The 23,941-nt window shown below is 61.1% G+C and carries 29 protein-coding genes; all 29 read right to left on the reverse strand.

Translation table 11 applies throughout. The features are described from left to right. A partial coding sequence (locus tag UW3_RS27575; protein ID WP_420220034.1) for a lysis system i-spanin subunit Rz occupies nucleotides 1-505 on the reverse strand: 505 nt, incomplete at its 3' end. Between the two features lie 14 nt (nucleotides 506-519). Beyond that, nucleotides 520-1,143 (reverse strand): glycoside hydrolase family 19 protein, encoded by a 624-nt coding sequence (locus UW3_RS0123450; protein ID WP_010226169.1) that lies wholly within the window; start codon nucleotides 1,141-1,143, stop codon nucleotides 520-522. A 59-nt stretch (nucleotides 1,144-1,202) separates the two neighbouring features. Beyond that, nucleotides 1,203-1,757, reverse strand: coding sequence for a tail fiber assembly protein (locus UW3_RS30095; RefSeq protein ID WP_010226171.1), 555 nt, complete (start codon nucleotides 1,755-1,757; stop codon nucleotides 1,203-1,205). 2 nt (nucleotides 1,758-1,759) lie between these two features. Then, nucleotides 1,760-2,242, reverse strand: coding sequence for a hypothetical protein (locus UW3_RS0123460; protein WP_010226173.1), 483 nt, complete (start codon nucleotides 2,240-2,242; stop codon nucleotides 1,760-1,762). A gap of 9 nt (nucleotides 2,243-2,251) precedes the next feature. Then, nucleotides 2,252-3,301, reverse strand: coding sequence for a hypothetical protein (locus tag UW3_RS0123465; protein ID WP_010226175.1), 1,050 nt, complete (start codon nucleotides 3,299-3,301; stop codon nucleotides 2,252-2,254). Beyond that, on the reverse strand, nucleotides 3,301-6,984 hold the full coding sequence (locus UW3_RS0123470) for a TipJ family phage tail tip protein (protein ID WP_010226177.1): 3,684 nt from the start codon (nucleotides 6,982-6,984) through the stop codon (nucleotides 3,301-3,303). The genes UW3_RS0123465 and UW3_RS0123470 overlap by 1 nt, the downstream gene beginning before the upstream one ends. A 53-nt stretch (nucleotides 6,985-7,037) precedes the next feature. Continuing rightward, nucleotides 7,038-7,622 carry a tail assembly protein gene (locus UW3_RS0123475; RefSeq protein ID WP_010226179.1) on the reverse strand — a complete coding sequence of 195 codons (585 nt, stop codon included), beginning with the start codon at nucleotides 7,620-7,622 and terminating at the stop codon, nucleotides 7,038-7,040. Next, the gene (locus tag UW3_RS0123480; RefSeq protein WP_010226181.1) at nucleotides 7,619-8,401 is read right to left on the reverse strand and encodes a C40 family peptidase; all 783 of its coding nucleotides are present in this window, start codon (nucleotides 8,399-8,401) and stop codon (nucleotides 7,619-7,621) included. The genes UW3_RS0123475 and UW3_RS0123480 overlap by 4 nt, the downstream gene beginning before the upstream one ends. 3 nt (nucleotides 8,402-8,404) lie before the next feature. Beyond that, nucleotides 8,405-9,106: a phage minor tail protein L gene (locus UW3_RS0123485; protein WP_010226184.1), complete on the reverse strand. Its 702-nt coding sequence runs from the start codon at nucleotides 9,104-9,106 to the stop codon at nucleotides 8,405-8,407. A gap of 37 nt (nucleotides 9,107-9,143) precedes the next feature. After that, nucleotides 9,144-9,491: a phage tail protein gene (locus UW3_RS0123490; RefSeq protein WP_010226186.1), complete on the reverse strand. Its 348-nt coding sequence runs from the start codon at nucleotides 9,489-9,491 to the stop codon at nucleotides 9,144-9,146. Further along, nucleotides 9,491-12,904 (reverse strand): tape measure protein, encoded by a 3,414-nt coding sequence (locus UW3_RS0123495; protein ID WP_010226188.1) that lies wholly within the window; start codon nucleotides 12,902-12,904, stop codon nucleotides 9,491-9,493. Before UW3_RS0123495 ends, UW3_RS0123490 begins: the two co-directional genes overlap by 1 nt. Nucleotides 12,905-12,952: 48 nt before the next feature. Continuing rightward, a complete protein-coding gene (locus tag UW3_RS27580) occupies nucleotides 12,953-13,279 on the reverse strand; it encodes a sporulation and cell division repeat protein (protein WP_010226190.1) in 327 nt (108 codons plus the stop codon). A 36-nt stretch (nucleotides 13,280-13,315) separates the two neighbouring features. Continuing rightward, the gene (locus UW3_RS0123505) at nucleotides 13,316-13,570 is read right to left on the reverse strand and encodes a phage tail assembly protein T (protein ID WP_026001491.1); all 255 of its coding nucleotides are present in this window, start codon (nucleotides 13,568-13,570) and stop codon (nucleotides 13,316-13,318) included. Nucleotides 13,571-13,599: 29 nt separating this feature from the next. Next, a complete protein-coding gene (locus UW3_RS0123510; protein WP_010226194.1) occupies nucleotides 13,600-13,938 on the reverse strand; it encodes a phage tail assembly chaperone family protein, TAC in 339 nt (112 codons plus the stop codon). Nucleotides 13,939-13,947: 9 nt separating this feature from the next. After that, entirely contained in the window at nucleotides 13,948-14,439 is a 492-nt protein-coding gene (locus UW3_RS0123515; RefSeq protein ID WP_010226196.1) for a phage tail tube protein, read from the reverse strand. A gap of 52 nt (nucleotides 14,440-14,491) precedes the next feature. Further along, entirely contained in the window at nucleotides 14,492-14,860 is a 369-nt protein-coding gene (locus tag UW3_RS0123520) for a DUF3168 domain-containing protein (RefSeq protein WP_010226199.1), read from the reverse strand. Beyond that, nucleotides 14,860-15,333, reverse strand: coding sequence for an HK97-gp10 family putative phage morphogenesis protein (locus UW3_RS0123525; protein WP_010226201.1), 474 nt, complete (start codon nucleotides 15,331-15,333; stop codon nucleotides 14,860-14,862). The genes UW3_RS0123520 and UW3_RS0123525 overlap by 1 nt, the downstream gene beginning before the upstream one ends. Then, nucleotides 15,326-15,670, reverse strand: coding sequence for a phage head closure protein (locus tag UW3_RS0123530; RefSeq protein ID WP_010226203.1), 345 nt, complete (start codon nucleotides 15,668-15,670; stop codon nucleotides 15,326-15,328). Before UW3_RS0123530 ends, UW3_RS0123525 begins: the two co-directional genes overlap by 8 nt. Beyond that, nucleotides 15,667-15,990 carry a head-tail connector protein gene (locus tag UW3_RS0123535; protein WP_010226205.1) on the reverse strand — a complete coding sequence of 108 codons (324 nt, stop codon included), beginning with the start codon at nucleotides 15,988-15,990 and terminating at the stop codon, nucleotides 15,667-15,669. The genes UW3_RS0123530 and UW3_RS0123535 overlap by 4 nt, the downstream gene beginning before the upstream one ends. Further along, on the reverse strand, nucleotides 15,987-16,931 hold the full coding sequence (locus tag UW3_RS0123540; protein WP_010226207.1) for a hypothetical protein: 945 nt from the start codon (nucleotides 16,929-16,931) through the stop codon (nucleotides 15,987-15,989). Before UW3_RS0123540 ends, UW3_RS0123535 begins: the two co-directional genes overlap by 4 nt. Then, nucleotides 16,918-18,285 carry a phage portal protein gene (locus UW3_RS0123545; RefSeq protein ID WP_010226209.1) on the reverse strand — a complete coding sequence of 456 codons (1,368 nt, stop codon included), beginning with the start codon at nucleotides 18,283-18,285 and terminating at the stop codon, nucleotides 16,918-16,920. The genes UW3_RS0123540 and UW3_RS0123545 overlap by 14 nt, the downstream gene beginning before the upstream one ends. Nucleotides 18,286-18,299: 14 nt before the next feature. Then, the gene (locus UW3_RS0123550) at nucleotides 18,300-18,515 is read right to left on the reverse strand and encodes a hypothetical protein (RefSeq protein WP_010226210.1); all 216 of its coding nucleotides are present in this window, start codon (nucleotides 18,513-18,515) and stop codon (nucleotides 18,300-18,302) included. A gap of 47 nt (nucleotides 18,516-18,562) precedes the next feature. Further along, nucleotides 18,563-20,512, reverse strand: coding sequence for a phage major capsid protein (locus UW3_RS0123555; RefSeq protein WP_010226211.1), 1,950 nt, complete (start codon nucleotides 20,510-20,512; stop codon nucleotides 18,563-18,565). 56 nt (nucleotides 20,513-20,568) lie between these two features. Then, complete coding sequence (locus UW3_RS0123560; RefSeq protein ID WP_010226212.1) at nucleotides 20,569-22,236, reverse strand: terminase large subunit; 1,668 nt, start codon at nucleotides 22,234-22,236, stop codon at nucleotides 20,569-20,571. Nucleotides 22,237-22,238: 2 nt separating this feature from the next. Beyond that, the gene (locus UW3_RS0123565) at nucleotides 22,239-22,736 is read right to left on the reverse strand and encodes a terminase small subunit (RefSeq protein ID WP_010226213.1); all 498 of its coding nucleotides are present in this window, start codon (nucleotides 22,734-22,736) and stop codon (nucleotides 22,239-22,241) included. A 144-nt stretch (nucleotides 22,737-22,880) separates the two neighbouring features. Beyond that, nucleotides 22,881-23,186 carry an HNH endonuclease gene (locus UW3_RS0123570; RefSeq protein WP_010226214.1) on the reverse strand — a complete coding sequence of 102 codons (306 nt, stop codon included), beginning with the start codon at nucleotides 23,184-23,186 and terminating at the stop codon, nucleotides 22,881-22,883. After that, the gene (locus UW3_RS28920; RefSeq protein WP_010226215.1) at nucleotides 23,186-23,374 is read right to left on the reverse strand and encodes a hypothetical protein; all 189 of its coding nucleotides are present in this window, start codon (nucleotides 23,372-23,374) and stop codon (nucleotides 23,186-23,188) included. Before UW3_RS28920 ends, UW3_RS0123570 begins: the two co-directional genes overlap by 1 nt. A 50-nt stretch (nucleotides 23,375-23,424) precedes the next feature. Then, entirely contained in the window at nucleotides 23,425-23,673 is a 249-nt protein-coding gene (locus tag UW3_RS0123580; RefSeq protein ID WP_010226216.1) for a hypothetical protein, read from the reverse strand. Next, nucleotides 23,674-23,940, reverse strand: a complete 267-nt coding sequence (locus UW3_RS27590) for a phage holin, lambda family (protein ID WP_148276815.1) — start codon at nucleotides 23,938-23,940, stop codon at nucleotides 23,674-23,676. Nucleotide 23,941: the final 1 nt, after the last annotated feature.

The following is a 23,941-nucleotide window of genomic DNA, read 5'->3' on the forward strand; positions in this document are numbered from 1 at the left end:
ACCGCCCAATGTCTCGGACGTAGGCTTGGCACGCCCGCAGGGCAATCAATCCTTGGTCGCCGGCATCGGTGACTGCGACAATTCGTTGAGCAGCCGCTGGGTCAAGTTCGCCTCGCGCGGCTCCATGAACCACGCCGCCGGCGCCGGTGGTGGCTGGCACCCCACAGCCACTACCCTGGGCTGGGGCGGCGAGTAGGACTGACAGCCGGAGATCAGAAGTAGCGAGACGATCGCGCAGGCGAGCCTGGGTTGCTTGAGCATTGGTCAGCTCCTGGTGGTGGGTTTTGTCGTTGGCCTGCAGCTGATCCTCAAGGGCCCGGCGCCGGGCCTGCTCTGCGCCCTGCCAGTTGATCACCGCCACAGCGGCCGCCTCTCGCTCCCGCTGATAATCCTTTGCCTGCTTCGCGCTCTTGGCCTGCCACTCGGCATCCATGGTCGAGCGTCCGTGCTCATAGGTGCCCCAGAACGCCCAGACCAACAGCGCCAGCAATAGGGCCGCGCCGATCGTGCGCGCGCTGATCACGCCAGCACCTTCAGCGCGCGGTCATACAGCGCCTTACGCTCAGCGGCGCCGTGCGGCACCCGGCCAGGCTTGCCGGTGTTGATCACGCTGCCGATGTCCTGGAAGCGGCCGGCGTCGGCCAGCTCGTTCAGGCCGTGGGTCGACCACCACCAGGCGGCGGACATCGCGGCGTGCTCCGGCTGCTCGAGCAGTTCAGGCTTCTCCTCCAACGGAAGGACCAGGCCGGCGCTGGCGGCGGCGTAGTTCGCCCGCCCGGTGAGCTGGATCAGTCCCCGCCCACGGTACCGCCAGCCGTCCCCCGGGCGGGTGTTGCCCATGCGCCCGCTGTAGACGGTGTTGGCGATCTTCTCCGGCTGCCGCGCGCAGGCGGCTGCCGACTCCGCAGTGAACCGGCTGGGCCAGGTACGCACCAACGCCTCGGCGCTGTAGTTCAGGTTCTCCACCAAGTTGCGCAGTTGGCCCGACTCATGGCCGACCTGAGCCAGGAACGCAGCCACGCGCACCGGGCTGTCGATCTTGTGGCGCGCCATGGCCCGGTTCAACGCAGGCAAAAAAATGCCCGCAACTGGGCGGGCGTTCGGGAGGATCTGCAGCATCTGCTGCTCGGTCAAAGGGGGCATGTGTTTCTCCAGGCAAAAATAAACCCGCTCGATGGCGGGTGTCAGGGTTCGGCCAGCAATCACGCAGGAGTGGTGGGCCAATCAATGACGGTCGGGTAGCCAGGCTGATCGGGTACCCGGCTCAAAGCCACCCGATATTTTTTCCAGGCATTCAGCGCGGCTGCTTCGTCTTCCGTCGCCTCTTCCACATCAACTGCGTCCTGCAGCGGAGCAATCACGTAATCCGCCGCGGCGCGGCGGCGGGCCAACTCGACCTGGGCCACTTCCAGCGGATCGACAGGAACAGGCTCAGGCGGTGTCGGTACCTCCATCACTGGCAGCGGCTCGACTGACACGTGCAGCGTGATGCTGTGTTTCAGATCGGCCGGCGTACCGTCGACAGCGACACTTACTGCCAGCACCTCATCGTCGAAGCTGATGGTCACCGCCGCATCCTTGTCCATCTGGTTGATGACATAGCCCCAGCCTTCAGGCGGGCGTGCCATGCCCAGGGTTCCGCGCACCAGGTACTGACCTGGCCCTGGGCGCTCGCAGGTGATGTCAGCTTTGCCAAGCGATGTCACATCGAGGATTTCCCCGGTGGCACCGAGGATGTTGATTGCTGCTCGGGTCATCTTCAGATCGCCTTCAGCGTGCCATCAGCGGCACGGGTGGTGTTGTTGGAGTGGTAGAGAACCGACCACGACGTTGCGAAAGACTGATCGATTGCGACGGTCTTGAACGCGACCCGGTATCCGTTGACCTCCTGCGCAAGCACCGTCCCCCATCGATGATCAGCGCCTGACCGAATATTGATCAGGTTGTAAAGGCCGTCGCCGCCGGGTGGAGAGTTAGTGGCAACGGAAGAGCTGCGGAACTCGGTGGTAGTGATGTTGTGCAGGTTGGATACCGATGGCGCCAATCCCAATAGGCCGCCCGCCCCCACTTCCATGACCTGGCCAGCAGTAGTGCCGACATTCCGGGCGGCTGCATTGCCAAAGCTACCGATGATGGAATACAGCTCGTCGAAGTTCGCCTGAGCCTTGGTAAATGCGCTGCGCGGCGTATCGCCACCAGCCCCCGTCGGCGCGGTGCCGAGGTTGATGTTTTGCTTAGCCATGATGATTCCTTAGATGGGGCGCATTGGGCGTGCAGCGAAGAGCGTTCGCCCATTGGCCAGTACTGGGTTGGCCCCGGAGAAGTTCTCGCAGTACATTTGGAGAACTCCTCTGTTCCCGGGCAAGAATCCACCGAAGTTCATCCGGTAGGGTTGAGTCGTCTGGATGATGTTGGTCTGTGAGAACAGCGCGTTCGCCAGAACGTAGTCGTCATAGTTGCCTGTCCATGCCATCTGCTGGCTCGTCGCGTAGTAGCCAGTGCCAGTGATAGGGTTGCCGGCAGTAACAAACGATGTAGCCGTTGGCTGACTGTTCAGCGAAACGATGTTCATTGTGGAAGCGAAAATCCTGTTCCCACTCGCATCCCTGACAGAGGCGCCGTACTGGTCGACGGGTGTGGTGTCTGCCATGTAGCTTGCACAGAACCACCTGATCCTCGTCGGCTGAGTCCAGATTGGTCCATGGTTTGGGTGGGCCCTATTGGCGATCCTGAATCCGGTCCAGTTCCCTGGGCTACCCGTAATCCTGAACAACCCCACCATCATGTAGTCGTCGGCATTCAAGAAAATCAGCGGCCGCTCATAGGTCGTGATGGGCGCTGGCCACGCGTAGTAGGTGTCCCCCTCGATCTGTTGATCACCGCTCCCCACCAGAAGGGAGAACTTCCCCGAGTACCTGATCGCCAGCACTTTGTTGATGGCATCAATCTGGGTGGCCTTACCATTGTTTGTAGTTCGAATGCCATAGGTGCCTGAAGCCGAAAACGGTTCCCCGCCCTGCGACAAAATCATCACCTGCCAGGTGAAGTTCTGAGGCTGCCTGAGCTGCAGCTGGCCCGTGGTCCACCAAGCGGCAGGTGAGAACGTGTAGTTCCCCCTGTCCTCAAGGGTGTCGACAACAACGAAGGAGCTGGCCTGAATCTCCGGTATTGAAATGTATTGGTCGAACGCCCCGTTACCCACCACCGTCATCATCTTCAGCGAGCGAACTGGCGTGACAGACGTGTCGAGCGTCACTGCACCGGAAGCATCCCGCGTTCGCATGCCGTATTGCACTGCCATCAAGTCATCCTCCCTACTGCCGTCCTCTCGACGCCGTTCAAGTCGTACGTGTAGATGCCGCCGTTGTTTAGCAGCGTTGAGCCATTGGCATCTTGGCCGCGAAGTACGAACGTTCCCGCGGCGAAGTTGATCTCCAACAGCGGCAACCCTTGCGAGTTGACTGCAGCCGATCGGATGCTCATCCCGGCGATAATCTCCTTGATGAACGCCGTGTTGATAATCGCGGTGTTGATGAACACCTGTCCGTCCTGGACAACGAACGGCAGGATCATCCCCCCAGACGCCTCGTCAACGATGGCGAAGCGTTGCGCGAAGGCAAGGATCTCTGACGTTTCGCCATCGCTGCCCAGTACCAGGCCGGCCATAACTTTTTTGCCATTCGAGATGGTCTGCGCCTTGAGGGTTGTCATCGCAGACACGCGGCCATCGATACCAACCACCGCCTCACTAACCTGCTGCACCGCGGCGCTGGTCGCGCCCTGCTGTACCTGCACAGCATCCAGGCGACGCCCAGTGGCCACACCATCTTCAATACGCGCCGACTGCTCGGACCACACACCGACGTAGATCTGCTCTGATCCGGCAAAGCCCTCCTCGGTCCCGGCCAGCGCCGGATTGACCTGGGCGTACACGCCGTCGAGCTTTTGCGCGCTCGCGTTGACCTTGCCGTCAATGGTTTCGACTTCACTGGACAGTGAGCTCAGACCATTGGCTGTGGCCGTCAAACCCGTTACTGGGTCTTCGACCTCTGCCTTCACAGCACTCAACTGCTCGGCCTGAGCCGTGATCTTTCCGCCATGATCTTCGATGCTCGCGGTGTTCCGCTGTACCTGGGCCGCCAAGCCGTTGGCCGACTGCACAGCCTGACCAATGTCGATCCAGTACGTTGCGTTCGGCGGGGCATTCTCTCCGCCGGGCGCCGCCGGAACAGCGACCTTGGCCTGGTACAGGCGCTGCCCCTGGCGGACGCTGTCGTCCTGCAGGTAGGCCTTCTCCGGGTCGTACTCCAATGCATCTACCAGGCCGGCAATCTCGTCCTGAAGCTCGCCGAGTCGTTCGTTCACCGACCCCGGGCCATTGCCGGAAATCAACTCGATCTCCTTGCGCAGCTCCGGGTACAGCGCGCCATTACCGATCTTGTCCTTGAAATACTCGTCATACTGGCTCTGGTCGGAGCTGGATTGGCCGTTGACGCCAACGCCCGCCGGGTACCACGGGCCGATGTTGCCGGTACGATCGATCAGCCGAGCCCAGAAGAAGAACGACACACCGGCCGCCAGACCATGCATCTCGTGCTCGGCCTGCGGGTAGGCGAAGTCGCCCAGCTTGATCGCATCGTCCCGCGAGGTGGTCTTGCTGTACCAGATCTCCGTCCGCTGGGTGTCTTCGGCGCCAGCAGGAAAGCCCCAGGCCAGCTTGATGCCGTAGACCAACGGGCTGGCCTCCAGTTTGGTGACCGCCGGCGGCGGTGTAGTCTTGCCCGCGACATCAGTAAGCACCGAACTGGTCGGCATCGACGCCACATCCATGGCGCTGACGGCGCGCACACGGGCCAGGTACTGGCCTGCATACACGCCACGCACGTCGGCCGACAGCTCGCCGGTACGCGGCAGCTTGATCCAATCCCGGGCGCCCCAGCGCCATTCCACGTCATAAGCCACTGCCCCGGGCGCCGCGTCCCACCCGATGACCATGGTGGTAACGGCCATGCCCTGCTCCACGGAGCTATGACTGGTGATCAGCACGCGTGCCGGCGCGTCTTGCACGCCAGGTGGTAGCACACTGATAGGACGGTCATCGATCACGGTGCCGTAGTCGATGGCGTCGAACTTGCTCGGCTCGTGCTGGATCAACTCCAGCTGAAACTGGTGCCACTCCGGGCGCGTGACGTTGCGCACGTAGAACTGCATCAGCTTCAGGTCGTCATAGTCCAGCGCCCAGCCGCATTCTGCCTCGGGCACCTCGCTGTAGTCGGCCATCACCGTGACCTGCCGGCCGGACACCGAACGGATCTGTCGGGCCTCGGCCTTGCCGCTGGGCAGGTTGACCTGCAGGCGCGCGCCGGTGGGCGCCTCAGCATCGCGATCCAGGGTAATGACCCGGCCAGCAACAGCAGCAATGCGCCCGCCATTGGCCCGGCCGGCCAGCATCGAATCCGCGACAGAGATCACCTTGCCCGGCTTTGGAATGTAACCGTCGAGGCCGACGCGCATTGTTCCGCCGCGCACCTGCAACTGCTCGGTCAGAAGCGCCCATTGGCCGGCGCGCTGGGCCTGGCCGCGAGAGGTGCAACCCACTGCCTCGACGGAGGTTTCACGCACGCCGTAGTCGGCCATGGCGTCCTCATCGAACACTGGCTCCTTGTCGGTATCGAAGCCCTGAGCCGGGTCGTCGAACGAGACCATGGCCAAGCTGTGCCGGTCGCGCCATTTGCTGCCGGTGTACTTGATGGCGCCGTCGCCGAGGATCTGGGCGCCGGTGTAGGTGTAAGCCGAATCCTGCGGCATGTCGGCGTTGACGACGATCTGGCTACCGTCCCAGAAGGCCAGGCCATGGAAGATCGCGGCCAAGTCCTGCAGCACTGCCCAGGCCTCGGCCTGCTTCTGCAGGTACAGGTTGCAGGTGAAGCGCGGCTCCTGGCCGCCCTTGCCGTCCGGCACCATCTGGTCGCAGTACTGGGCAATGCGGTACAGGGCCCAGCGGTTGATCATGCTGGCATCAACGCGCTCGCCAAGGCCATAGTACGGGTGCAGGGCCAGGTCGTAAAAGATCCATGCCGGATTGTTGGTGTAGGCCTCCTTGAAGGTGCCATCCCAAACCCCATTGCTGGTACCGGGGCCTGCCGTGGCATAGGTCCTGGTCGCCGGGTCATAGTTCATCGGCACACGGATGATGCGACCACGCATCAGCACCGCCACCTTGGCGATATCGCCGCCGAACTGCTGGGCGTCGTACTCGAGGCAGCCAACGGCCGTGAGCGGGTACTCCTGGTCGCTGTCGACCACCTCTGCAATGGCCTCCACCACCATGCCATCCTGCACCAGAGAGCTGTTGGCTTCAGGCGTCAGGCGCCGGGCGCGAATGGACCAGCGGCTACCGGCCGGCAACTCGATACGGTGGGAGCGCTCGTACTTGGTGATGTTCTTGCGGTCGACTTCGGAGGCCAGCACCTGCAGGTAGGGTCCGCCGTCGGTCGAGACATCAACGGCATACTCGATGCGCACGCCATTGATATTGCCGTTTGCATCTTGCGACTGCAGTTGCGGCCAGCTGAAGCGCAGGCGCACGGCATCGATCATGGAATTGGTGATCGAGTGCAGCCACGGGGTGGTGCTCCTCAGCTCCTGGCCGACATCAATCTCGTTGCTCGACTCGCTGATACCCGCCAGGCGCTCCTGGTCCAACTCGCCCGAGCGGAACTGCCACTTAACCCCGGGGTAGTTGAGGGTGCCGTCCTCGGCCATGATCGGCGTACCGGCGAGCTTGACCGAGCGCAGGCCGTTCACTGGGCCGACAATGGGGCCCCAGCTCCACAGATAGACAATCCGCGCCGTGGAGATCGACGGTACGCCATTCGAGGCGATGCTGGGTTGCTTCTGCTTCTTCTGCCCGCCCTTGCTGCCGACTACCCGTCGCCTGCTGTTGGCGGCTCGCCGCGGCTTGCGCTTCACTGCTGCGCCCATGCGCCCCTCCAGAAACAAAAAACCCGCCGAAGCGGGTCAGGAATTGCCAGCGGTCAAAGCTGGTCTTGCGGGTAGATCCCGCCAGATTCGATAGCACCACCGATCTCGCGTTCGCCGTACAGCACCGGGTAAGGGTTGCCCTGGGCAATAGTGGTCACCGCCGAACCGAAGCCATACGAAGGGTTGTTGCCGTCCTCGTTGCGGTCGAGGCTGCCGGTCTTCGCTGTCGGGGACAGCATCTGCACCACCCCACCCAGGGCCAGGGCACCACCACCGGCCAACAAGGCCAGGCCAGGGCCGGTCGTCGTGCCGCCGGAGAAGAACCCCGCCACCACCAGCACCGCACCCAGCACCACCTGAAACAGGCCGGCCTGCTTGCTGCCCTGAATGATCGGCGCGATGCGGATAACGCCGTTGTCGTCGCCCACCAGGTCGAGCTCCTGGTTGTCCAGGTTGCGCGTGTCCGAGAACACGGTGAACACCAGGCCCCGCTCCTCGCCGGTGGTGATGAACTTCTCGAAGCCCGGCACCATTTCGCACAGCGCCCCGATCGCGTCGCGCACGCTGTGCACGTCAAGGATGTACTCACGACCAAAGTTCTTGCGCAGCACCCCGTAAAGCTTGATGGTTCGCTTCATGGGCGATAGTCCTTGTGGCGCAGCACCAACCTGCAGCGGTTGGCCATCGACCATCCGTAAATGTCTCGGGAGGAAGAGCGGCCAGCCATGTGGTGGTAAATGAATGGGCCGCTGCCGCCCAGTGTCGGAGCGTCTTCGCTGATCAGCGCCGGCTCGTCGCCCAAGTAGATGGCCGCATGGTTCGGGTGGTAGCACGGCCTGCCCGGGGACGGAACCATGAACACCAGCATGTCGCCGCGCTTGGGCGTGTCGACCTGGTAGAAACCGGCGCCAGTAAAGTTATCCTCGTAGAGGCTTGCCCCGTCCGGGTCTTCCCACCACAGATCCAGGCGCTCGAAGTTCGGCAACTGCAGGCCAGCCTCGCGGGCGTACCAGTCGCGGCAGGCGCCCCAGCAATCTAGCAGGCCGTGGGCGAACTCTCGGCCCAGCAGCGGCGCCTGGTAGCCCGAAGGCTTGAACCACTCCATGTCACCGCCTGGCCAGCCCACGACACCCCAGGGCACCTCGTGCAGCTCGCAACTGACCCGGTCGGCCATGCTTGGCGTTGGCGCGGCGTCCGGGTGGCTATGAATGATCGCCAGCAGTTCGCCGCGGTCCTCGGCCCGGGACAGGTCCTCGTGGTGCAGGGTGAAGTGGTCGCGCGGCGTTCTGGCCAGGTTCCGGCAAGGCACGTACTCCCGACCCTGGTCTGTCTTGATCAGTACCCCGCAGGCCTCGGCTGGGTGCTCGCGCTCAGCATGCTCGCGGATCGCGGCCTGCAACTGTTGGTTGATGCGCATAGATTACCTCGAACTGGCAATGAGACTGGCGCCCATGGAGCCGCCAAAGCGCCGGGTATTGCCCCGGGCCTTGCAGCTTTTCCAGCGGCCGCCGCAGCGATCGAGCGCCGGGTTGTCGGTGGGCTCGTCCTTTTTGGTGAACATGGCCGACCCGGTATAGGCGCAGGCCTCCTGCCGGTACTGCCCACGGCAGGCCCAGCGGCAGAGCTTGGTGATCTGCTGGCTGGGCAGCATCTGGCCGCCCAGGTCCAGCGGACTGGAGAGCTGGAACGTCACCTGCTCGCGGTCTTCGTCGGTCTTCTGCTCGATGTACCAGAGGTTTTCCCGGGCCTGGTTCGAGGCATCAGGGTTGCCGTCGGGGAAATTGGCGGCGTCCAGGAAGTGCCGAAAGGTTTCGATCACCTTCACCTTCGCACCGGCCAGGTCCTTCAGGTGCAGGCACAGCGCCGTGACCGCGCCGCGCACGCCATCGATCTCGTTGGCCAACTGCAGTGTCGGGCTGGCCGGCCTTCCATCGCCGCGGATGTCGAAGCCCTTGGCGTCGAGCTGCTGCGGTGAGTAGGGGTTGCCCTGCCAGATGATGTCGCCTTCCTGGGCGTGGCCGTGGAAGCGCATCAAGTTGCCGCCCAGGCGCGTGGCGTCCACCTCGAACAGCCGGATCTGGTTGCCCGGCTCGAGCTTTTGGATGTCGGTGTTGAAGTTCATGGGACCTCAGAAAGAAGAAACCCCGCACAGAGCGGGGTCAGTAAGGGGTGAATACCTGCTTCATCTTGAAGCTGAGCGTGAACAGGCCGGCTCCTTTCGGGTCGAGTTTGTAGCCGTTGACCTTGTAGCGCCCCTGGGTACCACCAGGTGGAATCCAGAGAAAAGACCGGTAGCCCTCATGGCGATCGAGAAAGTCACGGACTTGCCGTAGCTCATCGCCCGGTTCAAGGCCGCCGGTCATCTGGTGGTCCCAGTCTTCGGACTTGGTGTTGATTCCGGTGCCGCCCGACTGGATGTAGCCGTCACCGAAGTCGTTCTCCCAGGTGCGTTGCTTGATCTCGCCCGAGGCACCCACCCGGGTGCAAAAGCTGAAGGTCTCTGCCATTACTTTCTCCACATAGAGCCGCCCTGGCTGAACTCCTCATTCATAACCTGGCGAATTTTCTGCGTCAGGCCTTCGCTCATGACTTCGCCTTGGCGACGCGCTGAGTCGTCGCTCATGCCTGGCTGGGCCTGGACGGTGATCGGTGCGTGAATGGTCAACCCCTGCGCTCTTCCCGCTCCGGCGCCAGCATCACCCGCATTACGCAAGTACTGGGTCAGGTCGCGGTTCTGGTTGGGATTAAGTACGCGCTCGCCGCCATCAAGCAGCCAAGTACCTTCCCGCGGGATACTGTCGATGCCGTCGTGGGCCATCCCCATCAAAGCCGTTGAGGCCACGCCTGCAACCATCGGCGCGGTAGCTGCCGCTGCCGCAGCCGCGGCGGCTGGTGCAGCGGCGGGACCAATCATCGGGATGGCGGCAGTCGAGGCGTATGCCGCGAGCTGCGCCTGGAACGATGCCGCCTGTGCATGCGCCACCAGGGCCATGCCGGCAGTGGATTGCGTTGTTTTGCCGACGATCAATTGCACGGCTTGGTACACCAGCCATTGAGCGGCCATGTCAGCCAAGGCGCCGATAGTTGCCTTGGCAAACCCGGTCACCATGTCCATCAGCGCATCCCCGGCATCCTCCGCTCCGGTGGCCACGTCGGACATGAACGTGCTGAGCTCGCTTCGGGCGCTGCCCAGTATCGAGGTTGTTGCATCGGCGGCCATGGCCGAGTAGTCCGTCGCAGCGTCCGCGAAGCTCTCCCAGGCGCTGGTGACGCCATCCATCCAGTTGTTCTTCGCCTCATCGAGCTGGTTGTAATAGTCCTGTTGCAACACCAGGCGCTCAGCTAGCGCCTCATCAAGAAGCTCGGTCTCCTTCTTGTAGTTGGCCTCTGCGTCCGGGTCTTCTGCGAGAAGCGCCTCCTTGTACTCCTTGTACATCTCGCGACGCTGCTTGTTGAAATCCTGCTCAATCGACAGCATTTCCCTGAATCGCTCGCGGTACTGCTCGCCCCGGCCGGCGCCAGCCAGATCCTGGTCTAAACCATCCTTGGCCGTACGATTGTCTTCGTCGAGATTGAACTTGAGTGCGGCGAGCTTCTTGGCGTCTTGGTCTGCCTTTAGCAGCGCCTTCTTGGCATCCAGCTCTGCGGCCAATCCCTCCAGGCGCTTGCGCTGCTGAGCATTGACGCCTTCCAGCTTCCCGGCAGAGATCTCGAAGGCGAGCTTCTCCACCTCGTTGGCGTTCTTGCGCTTGTCGGTCGAGGTATTGATCAGCTCAATCTGTCGCCGATACCCCTCTTCCATGTCCTCGAATCGGCGACCCAAGGCTTTGGAGTCCTTGTCGCCAGCCTTCGATTCCTTCAGGGCCTTGTTCGCCTTGTCGATCGCCTCCGCATAGGCAAGTGCCTTTTTCTCGTCCGGCGGTGACAGCCTCAGAGTACCTGCTGCAAGCTGTGCGCGAAGCTTCTCAACTTCGGTCAACTTGCCAGCAACTACTGACTGCTTTTCCAGGTTCTGGAGATAGTTGCCCCCCTCTTTGTCCGACGCAAGTCTCGAGCTGTTCAGTTCTTTGTTCAGCTCTTGCAGCGCCAAGCGCAGCGCTCCGACCTTTTCCTTTTGGCGGTCAAGGTTGCCCTGAGAATTGTTCTTTCCGTTGTCGACGCTCTTCTGGAATACCTCCTGCCACTGCTCAGCCTCTTTCAGCTCACTGGTGAGGCCGGCAACCTTCTCCTGCAACTGCTCGTAGGTTTGCCCGGTGAGGTTTTGCGGGATCATTTCGCGCGAGGCACGACGAATCCTTGCCGAGGCGTCTTCGAATGCATCGGCTGCCTTCCCTGCGCCAGCCTCAGCATTACTGCCAAAGGTCAGGAAAGATGCTCCAACAGCCGCAACGGTAAGCACTAAGCCCGGAAGACCGCCCATTACGCGCATCAGCCCACCCCAAGCAGCCTGCAAACCTGCAATGGCCCGGCCTGCGAACGTCGCCGTGGCCGCCCACGCGGCAGTCGCTGTGTTCGCCGCATACTGGGCTGCGGATACTTGCAGTGTAGTGACTGCCACCGCTTCACTCGCCACCGCCTGCTTGGTCAGCGCCCCAGTCACAGCAGTAGAGCTCGCGACAGTTGTGGCGGCCAGCTTTGCTTCCGCAGCGCTGAGCTGGTTGGTGATGGCTACCTCCGCCAGGCGCAGCTCAGCCATGCGGGCAACAGACTGCTGCCGGCCGGTATCGGTGATCTGCGCTTGGAGTCGCTGAGCCTCAAGCTGCTTCTCTGCAGCCAGAGAGCCCATGACTGCCTGTAGGCGAGTAATCTCGGCGGCTGCAATCTGCCGCTCGGCGGCAACCTGCGATGTTGCAGCCTGAACCGCCTGGCGGGCAGCGTTCTGGCTTGCCAATGCTTCCGCGTGGGAGGCTTCCGCACGACGCAACGATCCGTTGGCGGCGATCATCGCCGATTCTGCTTGCTCTTCCGCTGCGGCCCGACTCGCCTGCCAGGAGGAGTACAGACTGCCAAGTCCTAGTGCAACTTTGCCAATGGCTACATACAGCCCTGTTTTCAGCAGTTGCGTGTACACCTCGACTCCTGAGCTATCCCAAGACTTAGATAGAGCCAACATTCCGTCGACAACAGATTTCGTTATGCCGATCGAATCATCCAGAGTTCCGAAGAGTTTCGCTGCACTGTTCTCCATCGCCTGGAATGCACCAGCGATTGTGGTCTGAGATCGCGCGAATGCATCATCGACTGCTTGAGTCTGAGACAGAATTGCAGCGAACACCTCCTTGGAAGTGAGCTTCCCAGCCTCACCCATGGCTCGCAGAGACTCCCGAGCAACGCCCAGGCCATCGGCAATCGCCTGCGCCAAGCCAGGAGCCTGCTCAAGCACGGAGTTGAGCTCTTCACCTCGGAGTACGCCAGATGCAAACGCCTGCCCAAGCTGGATAAGGGCGCCTTGTGCGGCTTCTGCCGACACCCCGCTCGCGGACATTGCCTTACTGATGTTCTGAGTAACTTGAGCGACTTTCTCTTGTGTAGCGCCCAGCTGTCCTGATGAAGCGGCAATTCGCTGATAGAGCTCTGCGGTCGCTTCAAGTGAAGACTGAGAGTTTTGCGCGATCGCGAAAACCGATTGTGACTGCTTGGAGAACTCGTCGAACGTAGATGAAACCTGCTTGATCCGGTTCTGAACACCGACCCAAGTCTGCGAATACTCCAGCACCTGCTGGGCGCCAAGGTACGCTGCAGCGGCGCCGGCGATCGCCTTGAACGAGGATGCAACAGCCTGCGAAGCCTTATCTGCGGATCGCTCGACCTGCGACATGCTGCGCCGCGTGGATATCGCAGCTTGATCCATACCCTGCTGAAATCCGCCAATTCTGGCGATAAGGTCGAGCGTCAAGGTGCCCAGGGAGCGACTCGCCATGCTTTCCTCCAGGCAAAAAAAATCCCGCCGAAGCGGGAATGTTAGATTTTAGGGGATGCTCACCCCTCGATCCTTACATACAGATCTAGATGCTTCGCCAACATCTAAGACATAAAACTTTCCGGTTGAAAGCTTCATCGCCATGAATGGCTCAAATCCTGAGTATGCACCGAAGGAGTTTTTTGAATTTACCAGGCCGCAAGTTGTTCCATCATCAAGTATCACAACTCTTTTAAACCTTGCGCTCTCAGAGTCTTTTAAGCGATCTTCCATTGCCACCTTGAGCTCTTCGACATCTCTCTGATCAGTCTCGGAAGCATAGGAATTTGTAAAAATCCCTATCGCCAATGGCAGCAAAAAAAACACCCCTTTCATGTGAGCCCTCCTTGTGAAATAGGCGAATCTACCACGTCACGCCCATTCCGCCATGGCCCGCTCAAGCTGGGTCCCCGGCCGGACGTGGTGCGGCATGAAGTCGTAGAGCTCAGCCTTGCCGCCACCACTTCGATTGACCTGGAGCGCGATAAGCGCCGCGGCAAGCTCGGTGCGGCGCATCAGGTTAAGCGATCCATGCTTATCCCGGTATGCGACCCAGGCCAGCACCTCCGCGTAGGAAAGCGTGGCCTTGGCCTCGGCGATTGTGCTCCCGCCGACCCCGTTCAGCACCAATTCATGCCACAGCTCGTCGGCCGGGGTCAGCTCTTTGCTGGAGGGTTGTTCACCTCATTGACCGCGTTGAGCAGGACGATCCCCAGCGCCGAGTCGAGGTTGACGGCGTCATCAAACGGCAGCTCTTCGGTGCCACCCTTGCCCAGCATGATCGACGCCGCCAAATAGCGGGCGTTCTTGAAGCGCTCGGCTTCGCCGCCGGCGAACATAGCCTCCATGACGCCGAAGGCATGTCGGCGGACGTGCACGGTGAACTTGTCGGTGACGGGCTTGCCGGTCTCGTCGACGTGCTTCCACTCGACCTTCTTCGCCACCAGGGCGTCAGCAACGACGCCCCCTTTCTTCTTCAGTTGTGCGAGATCCATGTTGGCCCCTTAAGTGGTTTTCTTGATCCAGGCGGAACCGCCCGATCGTTGAATGCTGGCCGCGGTGCTGACCACGGCGTTAGCGGCGAAGTCGAACGGGAAGTCGGCGACATAGCCCTGAAACACGAACCAGGTGCGGCTTTCTGGCAGTTCAAAGTCATCACCCTCGGTGTTCACCGTGGGGGCAGCGGTCCCGTCAGACCAACCCACGGCCCACTTGATGGTGGTATCGCCATCAGCTTCGGAGAGCTGGTGTAGCCGAATGTGGCTGGCATTATTGGGATCTGCGTTAACGGTGAGGGACGCCTGGCCCGGGGTGCGCAGCCCTTTCTTATAGGTGCGCTCCTTGGAGCTGAGACAGGTGTCCTCAATCTGTTCGGCCGGTGCGCCGCCCGGGTTGAAAGCAGTGGCGCACTCAATCTCCATCACGGTAGACGGGCCGGTGCCGGTGATAGGTGGCACCAGGCCAAACACCTGCGTACCTTGGGTCAAAATCGACATGGTGGTCTCCTGTCGGGCAAAGAAAAGCCCGCACTTGGCGGGCTCGGTTGGTTCAGCGGCGGACTATCCAGTCCACGTCGAAACTTCGGTGTCGGTCTTTCGTGTTCGGGTCGCGGTCTGTAGCGCCCCAGCGGACAACGTAGGCGTGCGGCTCGATGGCGGCGCACAGGGCCTTGGTGACAGCAGCGACGGAACCGCCGGTGGCCGCGTAAACGTCCAGCTGCAGCGTGAAGCCATCGGCGTCGGGGCGGCCGGCCAGGTAGTTCTCCGGACTGCCGGTAATCAGCCCCCAAACCGCGTAGGGCTTCAGCGTGCCCTCCTCCGCTTCACCGAACGAGAACAGCCGGCAGTCGACTCCGGCGCCCAACAGCGCGGTGACACCAGGATCTGCCGAGCAGACGGCGAAAATTGGCGGCTCCATCAGGCCTCCCTCAATGCGGCGTCAATCTCCTGGGCGAAGACACTGACGAATCGGTCGGTAACGGCGCCCAGGTTCTGCGAGAAGGATGGCCGCATGAACGGCGCCGGCGGGGTGTATTGGGTGCCGAACTCGATGTACCGCCAGTGGCGGGTGTCGCCGCCAGGGTTCCCGCTCGCGTCCTTACTATGCTGGTTCGAGCCGGCCCCGCCGCGAATACCGACCTTCATCACCACCCCACCCTCGCGCCGGCTTTGCTTGCCCGATTCCTGGGTGACGATGTTCTTCCAAATCTTCTCAGCGGTTTCAGGGTCGTCGAGAGCCTTGGCCCGGGACTTCGCATCATCGCGGACGATGTTCATCGCCTGGCGGGCAGCCTTGCGCAACCCCTTGCGGCGCAGTTTCGGTGCAAGACCGAGCATCTTCCGGGTCACCGGGGCCAGTCCCAGCATGCGCGCACTGATTTCGTCAGCCATCCTTCACCCCCTTCGAAACAGCGATTGTCAGGTACTCACGGCCCGAGTTCGGATCCTCCAGCGGTATCCCTTCGATGCTGTATACCTCGCCCCGGTAGACGATGCGCATCGTGGGCAATACGCCGGCGCGGTACCGGATGACAATCCGCCCGGTAGCTTCTGACTGCTGGGCCTTTGCAGCAATCAAGTCGCGCATGGAGAGTGGCGACACCTGAGCCCATACTTTGGCGAACAGCTCCCAGGTCGGCTCGCCAAACTCTCCAGTGACAGGGTCGCGTTGCTCTACCTTGTGCTGGATCTCGATCCGATGTCGCAGCTTACCTGCTTGAATGCTCATGCCAGTGCCGGGTCGCGAAGATGATAGAGAAGCGCGGTGACCGGCCTGGGAAGCATGCCTTGTTCAAACTCCCGATCCTGGTCGTTGTCGCGCTGGCTATAGAGGTAGCCCAGCATCATCTTGGTGGCTGCCTTGACCGCATACGGGACTTTTCCTGGGATTGCCTCGCCATCAGCGTCCAGATAGGCATTAGCGGCAGACTTGAGGTACCCCTTCACCAAATCGCTGGCCTCAAGGACCTTGTCTCGAATGTCATCGTCGTCGGCGTCGTCATCCACGCGAAGTTGGGATTTTGCTTGCTCCAGAGTGATGAACATCATGATGCCAACACCCCCTTGGTCAGGTCTTTGCCATTAGTGCCGTCTTTGCCGTCCCTGCCTCGCTTGACCGAAAGGCGCCATCCCTTGCTGCCAGGCTCGCCCGGCTTGTCGCAGGTCGACTCATCGCAGTGCCACAGACTGCCGGCCCACGTCACCGTGTCGCCTGGCACGTAATCGCCAGGAGCGAACACGCCGCGATAGATCATCACGGGCAGATCAAGCTTTTTGCGCACCTCGGCACCACTGGAAAGCACCAGCGCCAGCTCGAAACCTCGCTCACCTTTCTGCTCTACTGCCGCACTGCCGATGCCATCGACGATGCATTCCCAGCCCTTCATGCCGGAGGTCCGCTCGAACGAACGCCACAGGCCACCTAGGTGCTTAGCGTAGGTCCCGCGCACGTAGGATTTCTCACCGTCTATCTCCGGCAAGATCTCAAGCTGCAGCGCATCACGACCGGGATCTCCGTCTTTCGGAAGAGCCAGGGCCTGCACCGCCTTGGCCACCTCTTCGGCAATGACCGGCCGGAGATCTTCCGGCGTGACACTGGCCCCTGGCTCTGGCGGTGGAAGCGCGCTGACAGCTTCCTTAACTGCATCCAGCAGCATCGGAGCAACATCTTCCAGCGTGACCGATACGCCATCCTTGGGCGCCGGCAGCTTGGCCACCTCTTCGGTAACAGACTGTCGGACCAAGTCGGGATCGGCATCCTTCCCGTTTTCAGGTGCGGGAACGAGCTTGGCCGCTTCTTCAGCGATCGCCTCGATATCCGGGGTAGGAATGGCCTTAATTGACTCCGCTAACTCACCTCGCAAAACGGCGTCACGATCATCCAGGTCTTTCGCGAGACCAACCCGGAACGCGGCCAGCGCTTTCTCGACAAGCCCTTTCAGGACCGGCGCCAGTGCTTTCGCCTGTGCCTCAAGCTCACGCAGATTCAAGGTTCAACTCCTTCTCGACCAGCATCGCGAACATGCGCGCCTGATCGTCCAGTTCTTCGTTGGATGGCTTGGAAGGCTCAGCAGGCTCTGTCGGTGCGGGCGCGGCCGGAGCGGCAGCAAACGGATTGCTCTGCGCATCACGACGGGCGATAGCTGCCAAGCTGTAGTTTTGCTGCTGAATCATTGGCGAATCACCGCCTTCAACACGAGGCAAGCCGGCTCGCCGGCGCGCCTCGTTGGGCTTCATCCAGCCGCCACCAACCGCTTCGTTGTTCGCTTTGTAGAGCGAGGCCGTATCCATCCGGAGAAGTCCATCCAGGTCGAATTCCGTCCCGTACTGCGATGGGAGCTCAAGGCCTTCATCCAGGCATAACTCAAGCGCCTCAATTAGCGACTGAAGACAGTCCGAGTAATACACCTGGTTGAGGACCTCGGCGTTGTTGTAGGTAGGCTGCGCCCCTACGCCGACCTTGTAACCAGGGACGTGAAACACCGAGCAGACGATCTCAGCTGACCATTTCAACTGCTCGATCAACTGCGAATCGGCCGCAGACATGGCCATGCCTTCGTACTTCAAGCCGTCGCCCAGGATGGCGACCTTGCCGGCGCTCTGGCCTGTGTATTCGCTGTCCCAGTGCGCTTTCAGGCGCTTGGCCGTATCTTCGCTGATGGCCCCAGGCGCAGTGAGCACACCACCAGGCTTCGAGCCGTTCTGGAAGAACTTAGCCGAGTTGTTCTGGATCGCGTTTCCTTGCATCGCGGCCAGGCCGCAGGCGTAAATCGGCGAGATGCCAACCAGCGGATGGAACAGGCAGTTCATGCGGTCATGGATGATCTCGCTCGCCGGCACCACCGCGCCTTCCTCTAACGTGGACAAGTTGTCCGCCTTGAGGTCATAGAAGATGCTGCCATCATCGCCAACCAATGGCGTAACACGCCGTGGGTCGAGGATGTAGAGTTTCGTTACCACCCCGCGCGCGTCGCGCAGTTTGAGCGCATAGGCGTTGCCATTCGTGAGCTTCGAAGTCACCCAGGACTCATAGAACTGGATGCGATTCTGGAAGTGGTTAGGCTTGCGCAGCACCGGAGAAAACGACGGGCTTGTCGCCTCCTCCCACACCTCATCCTTGGTGAACTGAACCAACTTGACCCGCAGCTTTGCGATATCCGAGGCAATGAGCGTGATACACGAGAACACCGTAGAGAACGCCAGGACCGTGTCCTGATCAACCTCAACGTTCTGCTGCCAGGCCCCTGCGAACGACTCTCGGATCACCCCAAGCCAGCCGCCACGATTGTCAGCGGGTCGCAAGGCCTTTTGCTCAGTCCGAGCCCCCCAATTGAACAATTTCATCGCGGCTCCACCCGTTATTCGGCCTTCATGTCGCGGCGCTTGTAGGTGCGCTTCGCGGGGGCTGGTGCGCCCTTCTGTTCCTGATCAGTTGAGGCGCCTGGATCACCTTCAAGCCGAGCATTGTTGATCGCCTGCAGCAGCCTGACATCGCGATCACGGGCCTCGAATGCATCACCAGGTAGCAACTGCTGCCCGGCGTAGCGGAATTCTTTCAGAGCAACCATTTGCATGGTGACTTCCCCCCGGAAGGGCCGGGATCTACCCCGGCCCTGATGGATCAAGACTCGTAGTTCGCCGAGTCGATATAGCCAACCGCCTGCAGGCGACGACGCTTCCAGTTGATGAAGCGCTCGGCGCGCAGCGCCACCATGTTGTTCTGCCAGAGGCTGACCAGCTCGGTAGCACCAGCTGCCGGCGCACTGTCCATCTGGAGGGATGCCTCGCGGCTCACATCGATGGTCACACCACCATCGTCAGCCAGCAGAATTTCGGAGGCCTTGGCCAGAATCAGGCGCTGACCAGCACCGGTGGCCGGACTGCCCGAGCCTGGATTGGCAGGCACGCTTTCCGACACGATTACCGGCAGGCCCATGAAGGTACCGCCGTTCATGTCGATGCCAGGGAACTCAGCCTGCCCCAGGGCGTTGGTCATCATGCCGATAGTCAGCGCCATGGTTGGAGTCATGATCCAAACCGCTCCGGCCGGGGTCATGTTGGCTGCCAGGAAGGCGGCGAACAGTCGTTTCACGTCCGCTTTCAAGGCGTCCGCAGTGGTGCCACTGGCTACGATCGGCGTCACGCCATGGGTGATCGATGCCGGGGAGACCTCGGCCACCTCGGCAATGGCAGGGTCGACGAAGGCCACGTCGAGGAACTGCGCCATCGATGCGGTGAGGTCGGCCTGTACCAGCGCTTCGGCGCTGGGGTTACTGAAGCGCACCAGCTCATCGGTCAGTACCACGATACCCGCGGCTTTGGTGGAGCGCAGGGTAGTGGTGTCGAATGCCAGGGCGGAAACCGGCTTTGGCTTGCCCTCGCCGACCCAGTTCACGCTGGAGCCGGAAGTCTGGCCCGACATTTTGATGTTGAACGGCACGCGGCGCAGGCCCTGGATCTTGCCGATGATGGTCTGCGGGCGCAGCAGTTCGATGAACTCGCTCGCCATGGTCTGGTACTCAACCAGCGGCGCCGCCCAGGCCGGGTCGGTGGTGGTGCCGGCGGCAACAGCAGCCTTCAAAACGGTCACCACTTCAGGGGTGGATTCCTCCCAGCCCTTGGCAACTTCGACCGCTTGCATCAGGTTGCCCTTCGAGCGCGCCAGCGCGATGGCATAGCGGGTGAAGGAAGTGCCCTTCGGCAGAGTGCGCTCAACGCGGATCACTGCGTTGTCGCGAACCTCGTGACCTTTCGACACGCTGTTCACGCGACCAGGCTCTACCGACTTGGCAGTGGAAGCCATGGACTTCTCCAGGCCACGCAGGCGACCCAGGTGGCCATCGATGGACTTCAGCTCGCCCTCGATGGTGTCGTACTCCTCTGACTCGGAGGCGTCAAGGGTACGGCCTTCTTCCGCGGCCTTGGCCATGATTTCTTCGAGGCGAGCGGCCTTGGCGGCTCGGGTGCTTTCGAAGGATTTGATTTGTTCTTGGATGTTCATATCGCCCTCCTCGGGCTTCGCAGATTTTGTGATGGTTGCCGAAGCGCCGGCAGGGGTGATGCGCACGACCGGGAGCGCCGTGTTGCCAGTCGCGGCGCGCTGCTCGCGGTCGATGGATTTGATGGTCTGGATACTGGCGTCGGCGTTTGCCGGCACCGTTACGGCGGAAAGCTCCAGCCACTCCCACTTGAGGAAGCGGCGGCCCCAACTGCCATCGATGTTGGCCGACTCAATCGGCGAAAAGCCAATGGATAGCCCGCGGACCAGCTTCGACTTTATGGACTGCCAGGCCTCATCGAGGCGATCCTTCAACGCGCCTGGCTCTTCGACCTTAGCCAACTCGACTGTGACCTCGATACCAGCCGCCGTCACAGTCGCCTTGGTTACATGGCCAACTGGCTGGTCATGGTTGTGTTGCCACAGGAAAGGGATCGGCAGCTTGAATTGCGCTCCCTTGGGCTCGACCACATCATCCATGCGGTCAGGTGACGGAGTGGTGGCGATGCCGGTGATCACGCGCGCGTCATCGTCCACCGCCTTGATTTCAAGGAGGCTGTAGGCTCTGTTCATTGGGTACCCCAGAATTGCAAAGGCCCGCACACGGCGGGCCTGGCGTAGCCACCAGGCTACGAGTTGAGGAAAAACATCTGGTACTTCTTCGCCGGTGGCGATGGGTTGGTGGCCATCAGGGAAACGGCGTTGAGCAATGCCATCACCGGGTCGATCTTGGCAGTGCCGCTGGCCTGCTTGGTGATCAACACCGAGTTGGCGCGCGATTCGATACGGGCGTTGCCAACACACCAGTCCATGAGCGGCTGATCTGCGTGGAAGAGCTTCCGCTCCGCCAGTCTCCGCTCAGCGATGCTGATGGCCCCCACTAGCTTCCAGCCCTGAGGGATACCGAAAATGATCTTCTCGTCGATCTTGCGTTTTAGCAGCTCTTCAAGCATGACCTTGTGAGTTTTCTCCGGGTCCATGCCGACGCCTGCCAGCAGGCCGGTGCCATCGATCATCTCAACGACATCAGCAACCGCAGCTACATCGCCGGGCAGCTCCTCGATAATGACCAGATCGCCGTCTCGCTCGAAGTCACGGTACTTGGACTCCTCGGACTTTCGACGATCTAGCGCTATCGGATGAGCCCAGGCAAGCGAGCAGGACAGCCAAAGGTCTGAGCCTGATTTGCGCCCAAGCACCGTAAGGCCCAGTAGGTCGTCGAGCCCGCCACCGTCGATGCCAACAGTCACAACTTCCGACTGGTCGAGCAGCGCTTGCAAGCTCAGCGACTCGTCTGCCTGAACCTTCCAGAAATCAGCACCGGTCCATCGATCTGATCGAAGGTTTAGGCCGATCTCGATGTTTAAGTGCTTCGCCAGGAATTTCTGTAGAGACCCATCTCCGGCGTTCTGCTTTTTGCGCAGTTCATCTTGCAGCCACTCGGCGCTAACCGAGCGCCCCAGGTTGGGGTTGGTGATGTAGAAGTTCTCCGGCTCCAGGTACGACTTATCCTGAATCATGCTCTTCGGGAACTCATAGAGAATCCCGAGTGTTTTTCGGTCCTCAATGACTCCGTCGCGAATGTCACGCCAGTACTGCAGGCGCTCCTTGAAAACACCGGCCGGAGGCTCATCACTTTGCGTCGTCAGGTAGATGACCCAACCTTCATCCCTGGAGACCTGGCCGCCCAGTGCCTCCATGAACATGGCTTCGGCACCCGGTTTCTTTCCAAATACCCAAAGCTCGTCCACCAACACCTTGCCAGACTTTTTGCCCGATACCGTGTCGGTATCCGCCGCAACAACCTTCAGGCTGTTCTTCGTCGTGCGATCTGTGATGGTGCGGATGTGATCCTGCACATGGAACATCGCTGACAGCTCTTCATCTGCACGCACCATGGCGGCTGCCGGCTTGAAGGCGTTGTCAGCAACTTCCCTGGTCGGAGCCAGGATCAGATGCTCCTCTTCTTCCCTCCAGCACAAGATCAACGCCGTCAGCATGATCCCTGCGGCGATTGTCGACTTGGTGTTCTTCTTGCTGATCAGCAGGCCGAACTCTCGGATCAGCTGCTTGCCTGTCTCCGAGTCATATCCACCAAAGATGGCTCTGACAAAGTCGAGCACCCATTCATCACAGCAGTCGGCCATCCGAGGCTTGCCCGGCAGATCAGGAACCCTCAATTCCTTGAAGATCTGTACAGCTCTCTCGGCCTCGTCGAGAAAGATTGGCGGCGGAATGATCGACTGCCTTCGAACCAACCGCCGTTCCCAGTCCGGGCATGCGGTGGTCCAGTCCATCGCTACACCTTCTTACCGTTCGTTGCCGCCAACCGAGGCGGCGCCTGGCGAGTAAATTTGCTCGCCGCTTGCTCCGCCGCCTTTTGTCGCTCGTCCTTTTTTCCGCCCTCCCCCTTGCGTGGATGTAGGAACGGCATCAGGGCCTTGGCTGCATCAACCCGAAGCTTTGGTTCCGACCCGGCGTCGTTCATAACCGCCAGTAGGAAGTCTTTCGGATCTCGATGCAGCAGCGCCGCGCCTAGGTCAAATCCAGCTGGCTCATCATCAGCATCGGGTTCGTCATGGGTCTCTTGAGGCGGACTGCTGTTAACAGCACCTTTAACAGGGTGAAGGGCATTCAACTTGTGCAGTTCATTAACCACGTCCGGATCTTTCGCCAGCCTTGAACCAGCGGCGGAGGCCGACTTTTCAGGGCATCCAGCCGCAATGGCCGCGTCTCGATTGGACGCACCTCCCCTGATAGCGTCAATGAACCGACGCTTTTTGGGTGTTAAAGCCATTAACAAAAAACTCCAGGGAGGAAAAAATCTGCGAATGAGTTGGGTGCGGTGTCCGAGCAAAAAGGATTTCTAGATCAGACCCACCCCCCACCCAAAACGCCCAAAAAAGGGCAAAAATCGGGGGTTTGACGTGCTTCAAATGGCCTAGCGACGACCTCGGACGGACTCGGCAGCGGTCTTCTCCTGATGGCACGGCACGCACAGCGCCTGAAGGTTGCTGTCATCATCCGAGCCGCCTTCAGCGACGTTGATGATGTGGTCAACCTCAAGGTCTTTGGTGACCAGGCCGCAGGCCCGGCAGGTGTACTGGTCCCGCAACAGGATGCGATCCCGAATGCGGCGCCACGGACGGCCACCGCGACCCGAACCCCATTGAGTCTCATTGACCTGGGCGACCGGGGCGGACGGCAAAATCGTCACGTTCTGCTTTAGAGTGTTGAGCCTGGCCATCAGCGACCGCCATGAACAGGCGCGCCGCTCAGGTAGACCGTGGGTATATTGTCAACATCCACGTCCTGCTCATCGGCCAGGGCCTGGATCAGTATCACCTGATTCTTTTCGATCCGCTGCAGCAGTTCGGTCTGTTTCACTTGCTCGGCCAGCATCCGCTCCAGCAAGGAGGTTGCGTGCTCGCTCATATGCCACCTTTGTCCATTTGTTGATCCATTCGCGCCGGGCGGCGCAGCCACTACACGACATCGCCTTCGACGGCCAGACTGTCACCGTCAACGGTGAAGACAACGGTAAGCCGAACCACATCGCCAGGCGCGCTGTGCAGGGTGGTGCTGGCCTGGCAGGGCAGAACCTGCCCATCCTCCGTATGGAGGGCGAATGGCGAGGCGGCATTGGTTTTGGTCAGCTGGAAGCGTCGAGCCTCATCATGAAGCGAGGTCGTTTCAACCTGGTGCGGCACCCGCTTGAGAATAAGTTTCATCATTCAGCCCTCGACCTTGCGAGTCATGAATCTGTCGGAGTAGCCGCGCAGCTTCTCCACCCCCATGAAGCCGACGGCACCGCCCGCGAAGGTGGCCATGCCCTGCGGCAGGCCCATCCATTCGAGCAGCGGCACCAAGGCCAGGGTGATGAGGCCACACAAAGCGCCCTCCAAGAACATCTGCCGGCGGGTGCCGCCGCCGTACACAACGCGCAGCGCGGCGATACCTACGGACAGGCCAGCCGCATAGAGCTGCGGTTGGGGGGCGATC

The sequence above is a fragment of the Pseudomonas donghuensis genome (assembly GCF_000259195.1).
Lineage (GTDB): Bacteria > Pseudomonadota > Gammaproteobacteria > Pseudomonadales > Pseudomonadaceae > Aquipseudomonas > Aquipseudomonas donghuensis.

What these genes read in the sequence shown, in the direction of transcription:
- UW3_RS0123475 (WP_010226179.1), bottom strand. Translation starts at nt 7,622, where the DNA reads ATGAAGCGAACCATCAAGCTTTACGGGGTGCTGCGCAAGAACTTTGGT.
- UW3_RS0123550 (WP_010226210.1), bottom strand. Translation starts at nt 18,515, where the DNA reads ATGCAAATGGTTGCTCTGAAAGAATTCCGCTACGCCGGGCAGCAGTTG.
- UW3_RS0123545 (WP_010226209.1), bottom strand. Translation starts at nt 18,285, where the DNA reads ATGAAATTGTTCAATTGGGGGGCTCGGACTGAGCAAAAGGCCTTGCGA.
- UW3_RS0123480 (WP_010226181.1), bottom strand. Translation starts at nt 8,401, where the DNA reads ATGCGCATCAACCAACAGTTGCAGGCCGCGATCCGCGAGCATGCTGAG.
- UW3_RS0123490 (WP_010226186.1), bottom strand. Translation starts at nt 9,491, where the DNA reads ATGGCAGAGACCTTCAGCTTTTGCACCCGGGTGGGTGCCTCGGGCGAG.
- UW3_RS0123465 (WP_010226175.1), bottom strand. Translation starts at nt 3,301, where the DNA reads ATGGCAGTGCAATACGGCATGCGAACGCGGGATGCTTCCGGTGCAGTG.
- UW3_RS0123565 (WP_010226213.1), bottom strand. Translation starts at nt 22,736, where the DNA reads ATGGCTTTAACACCCAAAAAGCGTCGGTTCATTGACGCTATCAGGGGA.
- UW3_RS0123510 (WP_010226194.1), bottom strand. Translation starts at nt 13,938, where the DNA reads ATGGATCTCGCACAACTGAAGAAGAAAGGGGGCGTCGTTGCTGACGCC.
- UW3_RS27580 (WP_010226190.1), bottom strand. Translation starts at nt 13,279, where the DNA reads ATGAAAGGGGTGTTTTTTTTGCTGCCATTGGCGATAGGGATTTTTACA.
- UW3_RS0123515 (WP_010226196.1), bottom strand. Translation starts at nt 14,439, where the DNA reads ATGTCGATTTTGACCCAAGGTACGCAGGTGTTTGGCCTGGTGCCACCT.
- UW3_RS0123450 (WP_010226169.1), bottom strand. Translation starts at nt 1,143, where the DNA reads ATGCCCCCTTTGACCGAGCAGCAGATGCTGCAGATCCTCCCGAACGCC.
- UW3_RS0123525 (WP_010226201.1), bottom strand. Translation starts at nt 15,333, where the DNA reads ATGGCTGACGAAATCAGTGCGCGCATGCTGGGACTGGCCCCGGTGACC.
- UW3_RS0123530 (WP_010226203.1), bottom strand. Translation starts at nt 15,670, where the DNA reads ATGAGCATTCAAGCAGGTAAGCTGCGACATCGGATCGAGATCCAGCAC.
- UW3_RS0123560 (WP_010226212.1), bottom strand. Translation starts at nt 22,236, where the DNA reads ATGGACTGGACCACCGCATGCCCGGACTGGGAACGGCGGTTGGTTCGA.
- UW3_RS0123570 (WP_010226214.1), bottom strand. Translation starts at nt 23,186, where the DNA reads ATGGCCAGGCTCAACACTCTAAAGCAGAACGTGACGATTTTGCCGTCC.
- UW3_RS28920 (WP_010226215.1), bottom strand. Translation starts at nt 23,374, where the DNA reads ATGAGCGAGCACGCAACCTCCTTGCTGGAGCGGATGCTGGCCGAGCAA.
- UW3_RS0123580 (WP_010226216.1), bottom strand. Translation starts at nt 23,673, where the DNA reads ATGATGAAACTTATTCTCAAGCGGGTGCCGCACCAGGTTGAAACGACC.
- UW3_RS0123460 (WP_010226173.1), bottom strand. Translation starts at nt 2,242, where the DNA reads ATGGCTAAGCAAAACATCAACCTCGGCACCGCGCCGACGGGGGCTGGT.
- UW3_RS30095 (WP_010226171.1), bottom strand. Translation starts at nt 1,757, where the DNA reads ATGACCCGAGCAGCAATCAACATCCTCGGTGCCACCGGGGAAATCCTC.
- UW3_RS0123495 (WP_010226188.1), bottom strand. Translation starts at nt 12,904, where the DNA reads ATGGCGAGTCGCTCCCTGGGCACCTTGACGCTCGACCTTATCGCCAGA.
- UW3_RS0123555 (WP_010226211.1), bottom strand. Translation starts at nt 20,512, where the DNA reads ATGAACAGAGCCTACAGCCTCCTTGAAATCAAGGCGGTGGACGATGAC.
- UW3_RS0123470 (WP_010226177.1), bottom strand. Translation starts at nt 6,984, where the DNA reads ATGGGCGCAGCAGTGAAGCGCAAGCCGCGGCGAGCCGCCAACAGCAGG.
- UW3_RS0123535 (WP_010226205.1), bottom strand. Translation starts at nt 15,990, where the DNA reads ATGATGTTCATCACTCTGGAGCAAGCAAAATCCCAACTTCGCGTGGAT.
- UW3_RS0123520 (WP_010226199.1), bottom strand. Translation starts at nt 14,860, where the DNA reads ATGGAGCCGCCAATTTTCGCCGTCTGCTCGGCAGATCCTGGTGTCACC.
- UW3_RS0123485 (WP_010226184.1), bottom strand. Translation starts at nt 9,106, where the DNA reads ATGAACTTCAACACCGACATCCAAAAGCTCGAGCCGGGCAACCAGATC.